The sequence below is a fragment of the Xylella taiwanensis genome (assembly GCF_013177435.1).
GTDB lineage: Bacteria > Pseudomonadota > Gammaproteobacteria > Xanthomonadales > Xanthomonadaceae > Xylella > Xylella taiwanensis.
This window is the reverse complement of sequence record NZ_CP053627.1, coordinates 2,365,465-2,380,145: the sequence shown is the minus strand read 5'-3', so window position 1 is coordinate 2,380,145 and position 14,681 is coordinate 2,365,465. Positions and strand designations below refer to the sequence as shown.

The following is a 14,681-nucleotide window of genomic DNA, read 5'->3' as shown; positions in this document are numbered from 1 at the left end:
TACGTTTGGGCGCTGTCAACCCGTTGCGCCTGGAACCTTCAGCCTATGCGCCTGTCCACGATCAAGCTGTCCGGTTTCAAATCGTTTGTCGATCCCACCACGCTTCATCTGCCTACCAACATGACTGGTATCGTTGGTCCGAATGGCTGCGGCAAGTCCAACATTATCGACGCCGTGCGTTGGGTGATGGGCGAAAGCTCGGCAAGCCGGTTGCGCGGAGATTCGCTGACCGACGTGATTTTTTCCGGGTCTTCGGCGCGTAAACCGGTAGCACAGGCCACAGTCGAGCTGATCTTCGACAACAGCGACCACACGATCAGTGGGGAATTCGCGGCGTTCAACGAAATTTCGGTCAAACGTACCGTCAGCCGTGATGGCTCCAGTGCCTACTCCCTTAACGGCACCAAGTGCCGCCGCCGCGATATTACCGACTTGTTCCTGGGGACTGGTTTGGGGCCGCGCAGCTACTCCATCATTGAGCAGGGCATGATCAGCCAGATCATTGAAGCGCGCCCTGAAGATCTGCGTATCTATCTTGAGGAAGCCGCAGGTATCTCCAAATACAAAGAACGGCGCAAAGAGACCGAGAGCCGGATCCGTCATACCCGAGAGAATCTGGATCGCCTTAACGATTTGCGTGAGGAGATCGGTAAGCAGCTCGAACACCTCAAGCGCCAGGCCCGTCAGGCTGAGCAGTATCAGGCACTGCAAGAAGAGCGACGTGGCAAAGATGCACAGTGGAAGGCATTGGAGTTTCGTGATTTGGACAGACGTCTGCATGTCTTGCGTCAGACATCACTCCAGGAGGAGACCCGGTTGCAGCAGTTGCTCGCTGAGCAACGCGAGGCTGAGATGCGGATCGAGACCTCGCGTGTGCGTCGAGAAGAGTCTGCGGAAGCGTTGGCGACTGCACAGGCCGATGTCTATCAAGTGGGTGCCACACTGGCCCGCATTGAACAACAGATTCAGCATCAGCGCGAGATGTCACAGCGTTTGCATAAAGCACGCGATGAAGCACAGCACCAACTCATCGAGCTGACGCGCCACATGGGGGACGATGTCGCCAGATTGGCCGTGTTACGTGAGGCGGTCGCAAGCAACGAGCCCCAGTTACAGGTGTTGCACGAGCAAAACGAATTCAAACAGGACGCCCTGCGCGAGGCTGAGACTGCACTGACAGATTGGCAGCAGCGTTGGGACATGCACAACCGGGATACCAGTGAGGCATCGCGTGCCGGTGAGGTCGAGCGCACCCGTGTCGATTATCTTGACCGTCAGGCCTTGGATGCTGAGCGGCGGCGTGAGGTACTGTTCGCGGAACGTGCTGGGCTCGATCTGGACGCATTGGCCGAAGCGTTTGAGCAGATCGAAGTGCATTACGAGACCCAGAAAGCAGCACTGGACGGGCTTAACGACCAAGTCGAACAGCGTAAACAGACAGTGGCTGAGGTACAGCACCAGCAGCGCACCGCTCAGACTGAACTAGCCGATGTTCGCAAACAAGCCCAAACTGCGCGAGGCCGCTTGTCTTCATTGGAGACACTACAACAGGCCGCGCTTGGCCAGGAACAGGGGGCGGCCATGACGTGGTTGCAGGCGCATGGATTGGATGCAGCCGCGCGCGTGGGAGAGCGTATTCGTGTCGAGAGCGGCTGGGAGAACGCCCTTGAAAGCGCCCTTGGTCCGTTGATCGAAGGCGTCCTTGTTGACGATCCGGGGACTTTGATTGAGGCATTGCACGCACTGCGTGAAGGTCACATCGCCTTGGTGGCTGACACGGATACAGCTATGCATGTCGCCCCGACATCGCTGGCGGCTAAAGTCAAGGGACCTATGGCGATCCGCCGTTTGCTCACGCATCTGCACGGTGCTGAGGATTTGGCGGCTGCGCGGGCCCTGCAAGCACACCTGGGTGAGGGCGATTGGGTGATCACCCGCAACGGTGAATGCTTGGGTAAAGGTTGGGTCCGGGTGTCGCGTTCGGGGGCGACTGAGCAAGGCGCATTGCTGCGGGAGCGCGAGATCCAAGCGCTGCGCGTGCAGATCGAGACGCTGCAAGAGCGCGAAGCCGAGTTAGAACATCGTCTGGCAGGTTTCCGCGACCACTTGTTGATGGCGGAGCAGCACCGCGAAGATGCACAGCGGCAACTGTACATTGCGCATCGTGGTGTCTCCGAATTGGCCGGTCAGCGACAGGCCCAACGCGGCAAACTGGAGGCGGCGCGAGGCCGTATCCAGCACATTGAAGCCGAAATCGCCCAATTGTTTGAGACGTTGGACGCCAGCTGTGACCAAGCGCGTGCTGCGCGCGCCAAACTTGATGACGCAGTGACCCGCATGTGTGATTTGGAGGGGCGGCGTCAGGCTCTGGATGCTGAGCGCCACCAGCTCAACGAGACCCGTGACCAGGCGCGTGAAGCGGCACGCAACGTGCGTGATGCGATGCATGCGTTGGCGTTGACCTTAGAGTCCCAACGTACCCAAATGGTGTCATTGAGCCAGACATTGGAGCGTATGGATAGCCAGCGAGGCCAGCTCGACGCACGCTTGGAGGAACTGATGACCCAACTCAGTGAAGGTGACTCGCCAGTAGAGGTGCTGGAGCAGCAACATCAGGCGGCCCTGAGCGAGCGGATACGCACCGAGCGCCTTTTGATCGAGGCACGCACCCGGCTTGATGGCATTGACACCGAATTGCGCCAGTTCGAGCAAACCCGCCAGCAACGCGATGAGCAGGCCCTGGCACAGCGCGAGCGTATGTCTCAATGTCGGCTCGATCAACAGGCGCTGGCATTCAGCGCTGAGCAGCGCCAGGCGGCGGTGGAGAAAGCCGGTTTCGTGTTACAGGACGTCGTCGATGGACTCCCTGAGGCAGCTAACCCGGCGGAGTGGGAGGTGGCGATAGACCAACTGGATATAAGCATACGCCGTTTGGAGCCGGTCAATCTGGCGGCGATTCACGAGTACAACGAGGCCGCGCAGCGCGTGGAGTACCTGGAAGCGCAGCATGCCGACCTGACGGTTGCACTGCAAACACTGGAGGAGGCCATCTCCAAAATCGACCGAGAAACCCGTGGCCGCTTTAAGGAGACTTTCGATCGTGTCAATGCCGGTTTGCAGGCACTGTATCCCCGTTTGTTCGGTGGTGGTCATGCTTATCTGGAGTTAACCAGTGAAGATCTGCTCGACACCGGTGTGGCGATCATGGCACGGCCCCCAGGCAAGCGCGTCTCCAACATTTCGTTACTGTCCGGCGGCGAAAAGGCGATGACAGCAGTCGCACTCGTGTTTGCCATCTTCCAGCTCAACCCGGCGCCGTTCTGCCTGCTCGATGAGGTGGATGCCCCCCTAGACGAAGCCAATGTGGGGCGCCTGGCCAGCATGGTGAAGGAGATGAGTGAGAAAGTGCAGTTCCTTTTCGTCAGTCACAACAAGGCGACGATGGAAGCTGCGCAGCAACTCTCCGGCGTTACGATGCGTGAACCCGGTGTGAGCCGCCTGGTCAGCGTCGACTTGGCCGAAGCTGCCCGTTTGGTGGACGGACGCTGACGTGCCATGCTTGTGCCGATAAGATGCTGGGTAAGCGCATCGCTGGAGGGATACTGAATGTCTGACATCACCCTGTTGCGCATTGGGATCGCGATTGTAGGAATGCTGTTCGTTGCGGCTATCTTCCTGTTCAGTAGGCCCAAGACATCGGCTCAGGGAGCTCGGATGAAACCAGAGGAGCCGCTACGCGAACGGCGTGAGCCAATGATATCTACCGAGGCGGACACCTCCTCGCCCGGAGGGCTGGATGAGGAAAATGTGCCGGTTCTGCAGGAGGAAATAAGTCCTGCGGCCACTAAACCTGGGGATGCTGAATTGGGTAAGCGGCCCAGCCAGGACTTTGACAAGATCATCCTGCTGTTCGTTGCGGCGAAGGCAGAGCAAGTGCTCCGCGGCGAGGACATTGTGGTGGCCGCGGAGAAAACCGGGATGATCTTCGGATACATGAATGTATTTCACCGTTTGGTTGAGGGCTATCCGGAGCGTGGGCCGATCTTCAGCATGGCGAGCATTCTGAAACCTGGCAGTTTCGATATGGCCCACATCCGCGAGATGCAGATCCCGGCGATTTCATTTTTCTTGACGTTGCCGGCACCAATGACCGCACTCGATGCCTGGGAGAAAATGCTGCCTACCGTGCAGCGTATGGCCGAGCTGCTCGATGGTGTGGTGTTGGATGAAAGCCGTAATGCACTGAGCCGCCAGCGCATTGCCCACATCCGTGACGAACTGCGTGCCTACGACCGCCAACATCAAGCGCCTCCATTGACCAAGGGTTCACGCTGGTAAACAAAGGTAAACAAAGCTCGACGTGGAGTCGTCGTCTTGTACGCATCCGCGATGCACTGTATGTCAGAGACCACCAGCACCAGGCACTTCATGATGACTCTCTCGCATGGGTGAACATGAGGAGGTCTGGTTGTCATACCGGCTATCGTGAGATGGACGGAGCGCAACGTATCCTCCCTATGTCTCATCAGCCGGATCACTCAGGCTTCTGTGTTGCTTGAATGCAGAGGCATTGCCTTGCTTGGTCAGATGATTGCCTTGGTTAAGTGATCAAGCGTGCAGTCATCAATCTGCCGTTCGGGGCAGCGGTTATCCGTTTTACCTCGCAGGCATCATCGGCGTTAACCCAACATGGGGTGTGTTGTGGATGCGGACGCAGCGACCATCGCCTCAAAGCTTGGACAGTCATGCACTTACTGCGCTACATCGGCCTGGCACTGCTCCAGGCGGGCGCGGCTCTTACCCCTGAAGGCGGTCGTATCGCACTGATTTTTTGAAGCTCCTCGTGCAATCTTTCTCGAATCACCGTTGGTCCGCTGTACTGCTGCATCGTGACCTTCAAGGCCTGATTGGCAAGCACGCTATCAAAGCGTTTCCTGGTGATTGACTCCTTGCACAGGGATCAAGGGGAATGACACCGTGGTGGGGGCGCAACACAGTGCTGAATGCATAGAGTGTTTTGGGCAGATCATCCCGGGAACGGTGGGTGCCTGAGTCCCCAATTCCTTTTTGTGTGCCCTGACTGCGTCGGAGTGCCTTCACGATCATGACCTTGACCGCTGTATCTTTCCATGTCTGAAAGTAGGCGCATCGCATCGAACAGGCCTTGGAACATCTCTCGCTGACCTGATCGGGCAAGCGTTTGAGGAGCAGGTGCCATGTGCCCAGCTCAGCAGGCAGGTTATCTCAGAGAAGGCCCTGTACATCCAATCTACAATCTTGTTTCGATAAAACGGTAGGTGGTATCGCGGTACTTGGTATCGCCCGCCTTGCCCAGACCATGCGGTTGTATTTAGGTCCATTGCCCTTGCTGTCAGTCTGCGTCAGAGACTGATGGCCTGATGCCGTCATAGCACCCCCTGCTTGAAGGCGATACTTGACCCATGCTCCCGGTAACGGGTTGAACGGATATAGAGTGCAGTGAGAGAGAAACCGTCCTTGCGAGTGACCATCCGGAGCGTTGCGGTCTTTGAGGTGCCGTAAAAGAACGCTGCTATACAATCATTGCCTGTTAAAAGGTTACTTAATTCCGCCGCGATGATCCCCCTGGATCCTGCCCAGCGTGCCGCCGAGTTGCGTCGTCGCCTTGACGAGGCCAGCTATCACTACCACGTACTCGATCAGCCTCGAATCCCGGACGTTGACTACGACCGGATGCTGCGTGAGCTGGATGCGCTCGAAGCAGCCTATCCAGAGGTGGCGACTCCTGATTCACCAACCCAACGTGTTGGTCACACTGTTGTCAGCGCGTTTGCCGAAGTGCGCCATGCCGTGCCGATGCTGTCCCTGGGCAATGCGTTCAACGATGAGGAAGTGACTGAGTTCGTGCGCCGTATTACCGGGCGTCTGGGGGGAACGGCGCCTGCGTTTTCGGCCGAGCCTAAGCTCGATGGCTTGGCGATCAGCCTGCGCTACGAGAACGGTGTGTTCATCCAGGGGGCCACCCGCGGCGATGGCACCACGGGCGAAGATGTCACGGCCAACCTGCGTACCGTGCGTGCTATCCCGTTGCGCTTGCAAGGTGACCGCTGGCCGCGTGTGTTGGAGGTGCGCGGTGAGGTGTATATGCCGCGTCCTGACTTCGATGCCTACAACATTCAGGCCCGTCTGCACGGGTGGAAGGTGCTGGCCAACCCGCGCAATGGTGCGGCAGGCTCGTTGCGGCAGCTCGATCCAAAAGTCACCGCGCAGCGCCCACTGAGCTTCTATGTCTATGGTGTGGGCGAAGTAGCTGACGCCACACCATTTAGCCGCCACTCGGAGATGTTGGCACACCTGCGTGCGTGGGGGTTTCCGGTCTCCTCACTGGTGGAGTTGGTGTACGGCAGTGAGGGGCTACTCGATTATTACCGCCGTATGGGCGCCATACGCGATACGTTGCCGTTTGATATCGATGGTGTGGTCTATAAGCTCGACGATTTGGCTGGTCAGCGCGACATGGGTTTTGTCGCGCGTGCCCCGCGTTGGGCGATTGCCCACAAATTCCCGGCCCAGGAACAAGCGACCACCGTCGAGGCGATCGAGATCCAGATCGGCCGCACGGGCGCGGCGACCCCCGTGGCACGACTGACGCCGGTACAGGTGGCTGGGGTCACCGTCACCAGCGCCACACTGCATAACGCAGACCAGATCGCGCGCTTGGATGTGCGCATCGGTGACACCGTGATGGTGCGCCGTGCCGGCGATGTGATTCCTGAGGTGGTTGGAGTCATGGCCGAGAACCGTCTTCCCGATGCTGCAGAGTGGCGCATGCCCGTGGCGTGTCCAGTATGTGGTTCGGAGATTGTCCGCGAGGCAGGCGCAGCGGTATGGCGTTGCTCCGGTGAACTGGCCTGCCCGGCACAACGCAAAGAGGCCATCCGCCATTTCGTCTCGCGCCGTGCGATGGATGTGGAAGGACTTGGTGGGAAGTTCATTGAGTTGCTGGTTGATGCCAACGTTGTACACGGCGTGGCCGACCTGTATCACCTGAACTTGGATCAACTGCTGCGGTTGCGTTTGGTGACGAGTGCCGAAACGCCGCACACGTTTTTGCGCGCAGCGCGCGAGCATGTGGCGGGCGTGCATTACCAGCAGTTGGAAGAGGTGCTGCGTGAGCTGGGCGTGGATTTGTCCGGTCACGACGCGGTGCCGCAGTACTGGCAGGTCGAGGTGTTGCGTGCCCAATGGCCGCACTTCGATTGGAACCGCAGCAAGATTGCGACGAAGTGGGCGGAGAATTTGATCGCGGCGATTGATCGGTCACGTGAGACCACCTTGGAGCGCTTTCTGTTTGCGCTTGGCATCGAGCATGTCGGCGAAAGCACAGCGAAGGCGCTGGCGCAGTGGTTCGGAGACCTGTCACTGATTCGTCAGTTGCCGTGGCCATTGTTCAAGTGCGTGCCGGATATCGGTGCCGAGGTGGCACGTGCGATCGGCCACTTTATGGACCAGCCTGCCAACCAGCAGGCGATCGACGACCTGTTGGCGCGTGGCGTGCGTATCACCGATATGCACCCGCCCTCCTCGAAGTTGCGCGATGCACTGACCCTGGCCAACGTGTTGCAGCACTTGGACATTCCCAAGATCACCCCACTACGCGCGGTTCAGTTGACCGCGATCGCACCCTCGCTGCCATTGTTGACCGAGACCAGTCTCGATGTGCTGGTTCAGGCGGGTGTGCCGCAGGCCGTTGCTCAATCGTTGACCGATTGGTTTCAGTGTCCTGGGAACGTGCCGTTGGTCGCGCGCGTACAACGCCTGTGTGACGCATTACTGGCGCGATTGCCAGTGGCGGATATTGCTCGGATTGGCCCGCTCGACGGCCAGAGCGTGGTACTGACGGGGACATTAGCGTCACTGACCCGCGAAGCCGCCCGTGCGCGGCTAGAGATGTTGGGAGCCAGGATGGCCAGCAGCGTGTCGCAGAAAACGAGCTTCGTCGTTGCTGGAGAAGGGGCCGGTTCCAAACTCGACAAAGCTCGGGCCTTACACGTGGAAATCTGGGATGAACTCCGTCTGCTCGCCTTTCTGGAGAAACATGGTGAGCACTAGAGCGACAGATATGAAAACGGCACTTTTGGAGTGGCGGGTGGCTGCGCCTGGGGATGAGCCCGTCCTGGTGGCAATGATGCGCCGTTTTTATGTTGAGGATGCGATTGCGTTTGACGCGGCCCGTCCTTTGGGTGCTTTGCGTACTCTCCTGGCCGATCCTGGATTAGGCGAGGTGCTGTTGTGGCTGGCTCCAGATGGCGAGGTCGTCGGCTATGCGGTGTTGACGCTGTGTTTCAGTGTCGAGGTGGGAGGGCACTATGTATGGCTTGACGGGCTCTACCTGGAACCGGCTGTCCGTGGGCATGGTTGGGGCCATCAAGCCCTCGCTCATGTGGAGGCACGGGTAAAGGCACTCGGTTTCGATCTGCTGCGGATGGAGGTGAGCCACCATAACAAGGGCGCCAAGCAGTTGTACCTGGAGTTCGGGTACTGCGATGACAAATGCGACCTGCTCAGCCGTCGTTTGAGCGAGAGATGTCGATGACGCCCATGGAAACCCTGCGGCTGCGCGCCCGGCTGAACGCAGCGATCCGACGCTTTTTTACAGACCGTGATGTATTGGAAGTGGAGACACCGCTCCTGTCAGCGGCCGGCAATACCGAGCCGAATATCGAGAGCTTTCATACCTGCTTTATTGGTCATCGTGATGCTGGGGCAGCGCAACGTTGGCTGCGTACCTCGCCGGAATATCCCTTGAAACGCCTGCTCGCTGCCGGTGTGGGCGATTGCTACGAACTGGGGCGGGTATTCCGCAATGGGGAGGCGGGCGGGCGTCATAATCCCGAGTTCACCATGCTGGAGTGGTATCGGGTGGGTTGGGATCACCGCCGCCTGGCTGAGGAAACCACCGCGTTGGTCCGTGAAGCGCTGGCTCTGGTGGAACGCAAGGCGGCGTTGCATGTCACCACGTATCGCCAGATGTTCCTTGACATGCTCGGAGTCGATCCGATGCTGGCGCCGGAGACAGTACTGCGCCACGCCCTGGACGCGGTGGAGATCGATCCGGATGGATTGGGCCGTGACGATTGGCTCGACCTGCTGATGACGCACCGTATCCAGCCGGCTTTCCCTGCTGACCGCATCACGGTGGTCCACGACTGGCCGGCCACACAGTGTGCGTTGGCGCGGATCCGTTCCAGCGATCCGCCGGTGGCCGAGCGTTTCGAGCTATACCTGGGCGTCTACGAGATCGCGAACGGTTACCACGAACTTAACGACGCCGCTGAGCAGCGCCGCCGGTTTCAACAGGATAATCGTGTCCGTGCCGTACGCGGGTTGCCACAGATCCCGCTTGACGAACATCTGTTGGATGTGTTGTCTCGGCTTCCGGATTGTGCTGGGGTAGCGGTTGGTGTGGACCGATTACTGATGGCCATGTGTGAAACCGCAAGTATTGCCGACGTGTTGGCGTTTGCGTTCATGTCTGCTTAGCTTGCGTTGCATGTCTGCTGGCGGGTTGATACCGTCCCCGGTGAGGCGTATGAGCGCCGGGCTGTGGAATCCTGATCTGCGCGGGTGCCGCTTGACTTGGACGTTTGTCCAAAATGCGAATTCTGATTGATTTCTTTATGGCCCCAATCGTTGGATTCCCATGTATCAGCAAGCAGATTTTTCCCCAGACCGTGCATGCTATCAAGAGGAGTCTCTTCCTATGTGCACTTGGAAGTGTTCCCTGGTTTGGAATGGCTGCTGATCGTGACGAGGCACTTCCTACAGTCGTGCGCTGCGAGTCGTATGATCAGAAATGGGTGCATTGCGCCATGTTAACGGATCATGGCGTGCAACTGGTGCGCCAGCTGTCCTGGAGCCGTTGTGCGCGCGGCAGCGGCTGGGATGTGGACCCTGAGGGCGTTTGGGTAGCGCAGGGTTGCCGGGCGGAGTTTGTGCCGTTGTCTGCTAATCGCCTGGTTCCGGTGCGGCGGGTACTACGCTGTGTCTCTGATGGCCCGGTGGTCAGTTGTCCGGTGACGCTGCATGGTGTACCCGTCCGGTTGCTGCGTCAGTTATCCCTGTTTCCCTGCAAGGAAAATCTTACCTGGGGTAGAAAGCATCATGAGATTTGGGTGTCCAGTGGCTGCAAGGGCGAGTTTGAACTTGGTGCTGAAGACGGATCTGGGTTCGTTGATATGCCGTGGCGATTGGTGTGTGAGTCCAAGAAGCATCAACGCATGACCTGCGGGACATCGGCCCACGAGGTGAGTTTATTCCGGCAGATCTCTGTCACACCTTGCGAACAAGATCGTAATTGGGGTTGGGATGCCGATCACATCTGGGTGGATGGGGGCTGCCGCGCCGAATTTCTGGTGCACTGAAGCGGTGATCGTGAATGCACCGTGCTGCTGCAAGACACCTACGGGCACGATCACCCACTCAGCATGCTGGTATCGGGCATAAGCGGCTTTCCCCTTCCACAGCAAGCACCGTGAATGCGTTTAGCGGTTGCGTACAATGCGTCAATGTACGTTCCGACCGCCATTGATGATGCGCCTTACGATCAGGTCCGCCCCATTCTTTGGACGGGCGAGGTCTTGAAATTACTTGACCAGCGCAAATTGCCGTTTGCGATCGAGTATGTGCAGTGCCACAGCAGTGCGGAGGTCACGCAGGCGATTCGCGCGCTGATCGTGCGTGGCGCACCGGCGATTGGCATTGTTGCAGGTTGGGGCGCGGTGCTGGCGGCGCGTGAGATCGAGGCGGCTGATGGCATTGAAGCACTCCGGAAGCTGGAACCAGCGTTCCAAAGTCTGCATGCGGCACGCCCAACGGCGGTCAACCTGGCCTGGGTGTTGGCGCGGATGCGCCGGACGTTAGCCGCCGCTCGTTCTGATTGGCGCGAGGTGCTGGCGTGTGAGGCGGCGGCCATTGCTGAGGAAGACCTCGCTGCTAACCGTCGCATGGGGGCGCTCGGTGCAGCACTGATTCCATCCGGCAGTGGTGTGCTGACCCATTGCAATACTGGCTCGTTGGCGACGGCAGGTTTCGGTACGGCCTTGGGTGTGATCCGCGCTGGCGTGGCTCAGGGACGCATCGCACGCGTGTTTGCCGGAGAGACCCGTCCGTGGTTGCAGGGCGCGCGTTTAACGGTGTGGGAACTGCAACAGGACGGGATCGACGCCACCTTGATTGCCGACTCGGCTGCCGCGTACCTGATGCAGTCTGGTCTGGTGCAATGGGTCGTTGTTGGCGCGGATCGGATCTGTGCCAATGGTGATACCGCCAACAAAATTGGGACTTATCAACTGGCCATCGCTGCACGCTACCACGGTGTGAAGTTCATGGTGGTTGCTTCGTCTGTGGCCGTGGACATGGAGACCGCCGCCGGAGAGGCGATCGAGATCGAACAACGTGATGCGGGGGAATTGCTTGGAGTGAGTGGTGTGCGCACCGTGGCCGAGGGCATTAACGCTTGGAATCCGGTGTTCGACGTCACACCGGGTGCCCTGATTGACGCGATTGTGACCGAGCGTGGCGTGATTCACTCCCCGGATACTGTACGGATGCGGACGGCCTTTCTGAGCTGAATTGACCTGCTGACATGTTGCCGGTATCCCCACCTCTCCACATTCCCACAAGTGTTTGTTTCTTTGGGATAAGCACCCGCCTCCACAGTGCCTTCATGATAGAATCTCCGGATTAAATCGAACCCTGGCGATACTAGTTTGGCAGCCCCAACAGCGGTTGCTTGCGAGCTTGTAGCGCCTCTTTACATGACGGGACCCGCATGGCAGACACCGCCAAGGAAATCATCAAGGTCAATCTGGAAGACGAGATGCGCAAGAGCTATCTCGATTATGCGATGAGCGTTATCGTGGGCCGTGCGCTTCCCGATGCCCGTGATGGTATGAAGCCCGTACATCGCCGTGTGCTGTACGCCATGAATGAACTCGGTGCCCACAGCAACAAGGCTTACTTCAAATCAGCACGTATCGTCGGTGATGTGATTGGTAAGTACCATCCTCATGGCGATCAGTCGGTGTACGACACGCTGGTACGCATGGCGCAGCTATTCTCGTTGCGTTATTTGCTGGTAGAGGGCCAGGGTAACTTTGGTTCGGTCGACGGCGATCCTCCTGCGGCGATGCGTTACACCGAGTCGCGCATGTCGCGGATCAGCCATGATCTGATGGCCGACATCGATAAGGAGACTGTCGACTTTCAGCTCAATTACGACGAAAAGGAATTGGAACCCACGGTCATGCCGACCCGGTTCCCGAATCTGTTGGTCAATGGATCGTCCGGCATTGCCGTGGGGATGGCCACCAACATCCCGCCGCATAACTTGGTCGAATCGATCAATGCTTGTATTGCGCTAATCGATACTCCTGAATTAGATGTCGATGGGTTGATGGAATACATCCCCGGCCCGGATTTCCCGACCGCGGGGATCATCAACGGCACGGCTGGTATTGTCGCCGGTTACCGTACTGGCCGTGGCCGCGTCCGCATGCGTGCCAAGGCCGACATTGAACTGACCGACCATGGCCGTGAAGCCATCGTCGTCACCGAGATTCCTTACCAGGTCAATAAAGCACGTTTGATCGAAAAGATCGCTGAGTTGGTGAAGGAAAAGAAGATCGATGGCATCAGCGAATTGCGTGACGAGTCCGACAAGGACGGCATGCGTATCTATATCGAAGTCAAGCGCGGGGAGTCGGCCGAGGTTGTACTGAACAACCTGTACCAGCAGACCCAGATGGAGTCGGTATTCGGTATCAATATGGTGGCATTGGTTGACGGCCGCCCACAGCTGCTGAATCTCAAGCAGATACTGGAAGCATTCATCCGTCACCGCCGCGAAGTTGTCACCCGCCGCACCATGTTCGAATTGCGCAAGGCCCGCGCCCGTGCGCACGTGCTGGAAGGGTTGACGGTGGCGCTGGCCAACATCGACGAGATGATTGAGCTGATCAAAACCTCGACGAACCCACAAGAGGCAAAAGAGCGCATGCTTGCCAAAGCTTGGGCGCCCGGTTTGGTAGGCACATTGCTGAGTGCGTCAGGTGTTGAAGCATCACAGCCCGAGGATCTGCCAAAAGGCGTGGGGCTGATCGGCGAGCGTTATCAACTGACCGAAGTCCAAGTACAGCAGATTTTGGAAATGCGCCTGCACCGCCTGACTGGGCTGGAACAGGACAAACTTGCCGAAGAGTACCAACAGTTGCTGGAGATCATTACCGGCCTGATCCGGATTTTGGAGAACCCGGATGTTCTGTTGCAGGTGATTCGCGACGAGCTCCTCAAGGTACGCGAAGAATATGGTGATGTGCGCCGCACCGAGATCCGCCACAGCGAGGAAGATCTGGATATCCTCGACCTGATTGCACCGGAGGACGTGGTGGTGACCCTCTCGCATGCCGGCTATGCCAAGCGTCAGCCCGTCTCGGCCTACCGCGCCCAGAAGCGGGGTGGTCGCGGCCGTGCGGCGGTGACGACTAAAGAAGAAGATTTCATCGACCATTTCTGGCTGGTCAACACCCACGACACCCTGTTGACCTTCACCAGCACCGGCAAGGTGTTTTGGCTTTCGGTGTACCAACTGCCAGAAGCTGGCTCGAACGCGCGTGGTCGCCCCATCGTTAACTGGATTCCATTGGAGCCGGGTGAAAAGGTGCAGGCGGTACTCCCAGTGCGCGAGTACGCCGAGGGCCGTTACGTGTTTTTTGCGACTCGCCAGGGCACGGTCAAGAAGACCCCGCTGAGTGAGTTTGCATTCCGTTTGGCACGCGGCAAGATGGCGATCAAGCTCAATGAGGGTGATGCCCTGATTGGTGTTGCGCTGACCGATGGCGATCGTGACGTGCTCCTCTTTGCCTCCAATGGCAAGACCGTGCGTTTCAGCGAGAACACAGTGCGTTCGATGGGCCGCACGGCCACGGGCGTGCGCGGTATCAAACTGACCGAAGGTGAAGAGGTGGTCAGCCTCATCGTTGCCGAACCAGCGAGTGGTTCCGATGTGATCGAAGACGTAGATGAGGGCGGTGAGGATGGCATGCAGACCTCGAGCGATGCTGAGGTTACAGAGAGCGATTCCGGTCACGCGGACAGCCTGTGTATCTTGACAGCCACTGAAAACGGCTATGGCAAATGCACTCCGTTGGTTCAGTACCCGCGTAAAGGCCGCGGAACCCAAGGGGTGATTGGTATCCAGACGACAGAGCGCAACGGCCGCTTGGTTGCGGCAGTGCTATTAGGTGTATCCGACGAAGTCCTGTTGATTTCTGATGGTGGCACGCTAGTGCGTACCCGCGGTTCGGAGATTTCGCGCGTCGGCCGCAATACCCAAGGTGTCACTCTGATTCGCTTGTCCAAGGGTGAGAAGCTTCAGGCCGTCGAACGCTTGGATGCGTCGTTGAGTATGCCGGACGACACAGATGAGGATGCCGTGACCGTTCACCCCGGTGGGCAGATAACACCGCCCGGATCTGAACACGAGGTCCATTGAAGTCCATGAGGACACCGGCATGTGCCGGTGTCCTGAGCCCCGCTACTCACGTTCTAGCGGGCTTACCAATGTAGTTTGTGTGCCGGACGTCGATTGTTGTCACAGCTCTATGCGATGCATGGATGTTACAGTCCTGGCGCTGCGTGCA

The 14,681-nt window shown here is 58.5% G+C and carries 9 protein-coding genes; all 9 read left to right on the top strand.

From position 1 onward, the window contains the following. Positions 1 to 45: 45 nt before the first annotated feature. The 9 genes from smc (at position 46) to gyrA (ending at position 14,533) form a co-directional block, all read left to right on the top strand. Positions 46 to 3,549 carry a chromosome segregation protein SMC gene (gene smc, locus PLS229_RS10045; protein ID WP_114867185.1) on the top strand — a complete coding sequence of 1,168 codons (3,504 nt, stop codon included), beginning with the start codon at positions 46 to 48 and terminating at the stop codon, positions 3,547 to 3,549. Positions 3,550 to 3,606: 57 nt separating this feature from the next. Continuing rightward, the gene (gene zipA / locus PLS229_RS10040) at positions 3,607 to 4,338 is read left to right on the top strand and encodes a cell division protein ZipA (RefSeq protein ID WP_038272747.1); all 732 of its coding nucleotides are present in this window, start codon (positions 3,607 to 3,609) and stop codon (positions 4,336 to 4,338) included. A 266-nt stretch (positions 4,339 to 4,604) separates the two neighbouring features. Further along, the gene (locus tag PLS229_RS10035) at positions 4,605 to 4,835 is read left to right on the top strand and encodes a hypothetical protein (RefSeq protein ID WP_038272749.1); all 231 of its coding nucleotides are present in this window, start codon (positions 4,605 to 4,607) and stop codon (positions 4,833 to 4,835) included. Between the two features lie 760 nt (positions 4,836 to 5,595). After that, complete coding sequence (gene ligA / locus PLS229_RS10030; RefSeq protein WP_038272750.1) at positions 5,596 to 8,091, top strand: NAD-dependent DNA ligase LigA; 2,496 nt, start codon at positions 5,596 to 5,598, stop codon at positions 8,089 to 8,091. Between the two features lie 10 nt (positions 8,092 to 8,101). Then, positions 8,102 to 8,575, top strand: coding sequence for a GNAT family N-acetyltransferase (locus PLS229_RS10025; RefSeq protein WP_038272751.1), 474 nt, complete (start codon positions 8,102 to 8,104; stop codon positions 8,573 to 8,575). After that, the gene (epmA, locus tag PLS229_RS10020) at positions 8,572 to 9,522 is read left to right on the top strand and encodes an EF-P lysine aminoacylase EpmA (RefSeq protein ID WP_114867184.1); all 951 of its coding nucleotides are present in this window, start codon (positions 8,572 to 8,574) and stop codon (positions 9,520 to 9,522) included. Before PLS229_RS10025 ends, epmA begins: the two co-directional genes overlap by 4 nt. Before the next feature lie 251 nt (positions 9,523 to 9,773). Continuing rightward, positions 9,774 to 10,403, top strand: coding sequence for a DUF3011 domain-containing protein (locus PLS229_RS10015; protein WP_236632872.1), 630 nt, complete (start codon positions 9,774 to 9,776; stop codon positions 10,401 to 10,403). 144 nt (positions 10,404 to 10,547) lie between these two features. After that, complete coding sequence (mtnA, locus tag PLS229_RS10010; protein ID WP_038272761.1) at positions 10,548 to 11,612, top strand: S-methyl-5-thioribose-1-phosphate isomerase; 1,065 nt, start codon at positions 10,548 to 10,550, stop codon at positions 11,610 to 11,612. Between the two features lie 200 nt (positions 11,613 to 11,812). Continuing rightward, positions 11,813 to 14,533, top strand: coding sequence for a DNA gyrase subunit A (gyrA, locus tag PLS229_RS10005; RefSeq protein ID WP_038272755.1), 2,721 nt, complete (start codon positions 11,813 to 11,815; stop codon positions 14,531 to 14,533). Positions 14,534 to 14,681: the final 148 nt, after the last annotated feature.

What these genes read in the sequence shown, in the direction of transcription:
- smc (WP_114867185.1), top strand. Translation starts at nt 46, where the DNA reads ATGCGCCTGTCCACGATCAAGCTGTCCGGTTTCAAATCGTTTGTCGAT.
- zipA (WP_038272747.1), top strand. Translation starts at nt 3,607, where the DNA reads ATGTCTGACATCACCCTGTTGCGCATTGGGATCGCGATTGTAGGAATG.
- ligA (WP_038272750.1), top strand. Translation starts at nt 5,596, where the DNA reads ATGATCCCCCTGGATCCTGCCCAGCGTGCCGCCGAGTTGCGTCGTCGC.
- PLS229_RS10025 (WP_038272751.1), top strand. Translation starts at nt 8,102, where the DNA reads ATGAAAACGGCACTTTTGGAGTGGCGGGTGGCTGCGCCTGGGGATGAG.
- epmA (WP_114867184.1), top strand. Translation starts at nt 8,572, where the DNA reads ATGACGCCCATGGAAACCCTGCGGCTGCGCGCCCGGCTGAACGCAGCG.
- PLS229_RS10015 (WP_236632872.1), top strand. Translation starts at nt 9,774, where the DNA reads ATGGCTGCTGATCGTGACGAGGCACTTCCTACAGTCGTGCGCTGCGAG.
- mtnA (WP_038272761.1), top strand. Translation starts at nt 10,548, where the DNA reads ATGTACGTTCCGACCGCCATTGATGATGCGCCTTACGATCAGGTCCGC.
- gyrA (WP_038272755.1), top strand. Translation starts at nt 11,813, where the DNA reads ATGGCAGACACCGCCAAGGAAATCATCAAGGTCAATCTGGAAGACGAG.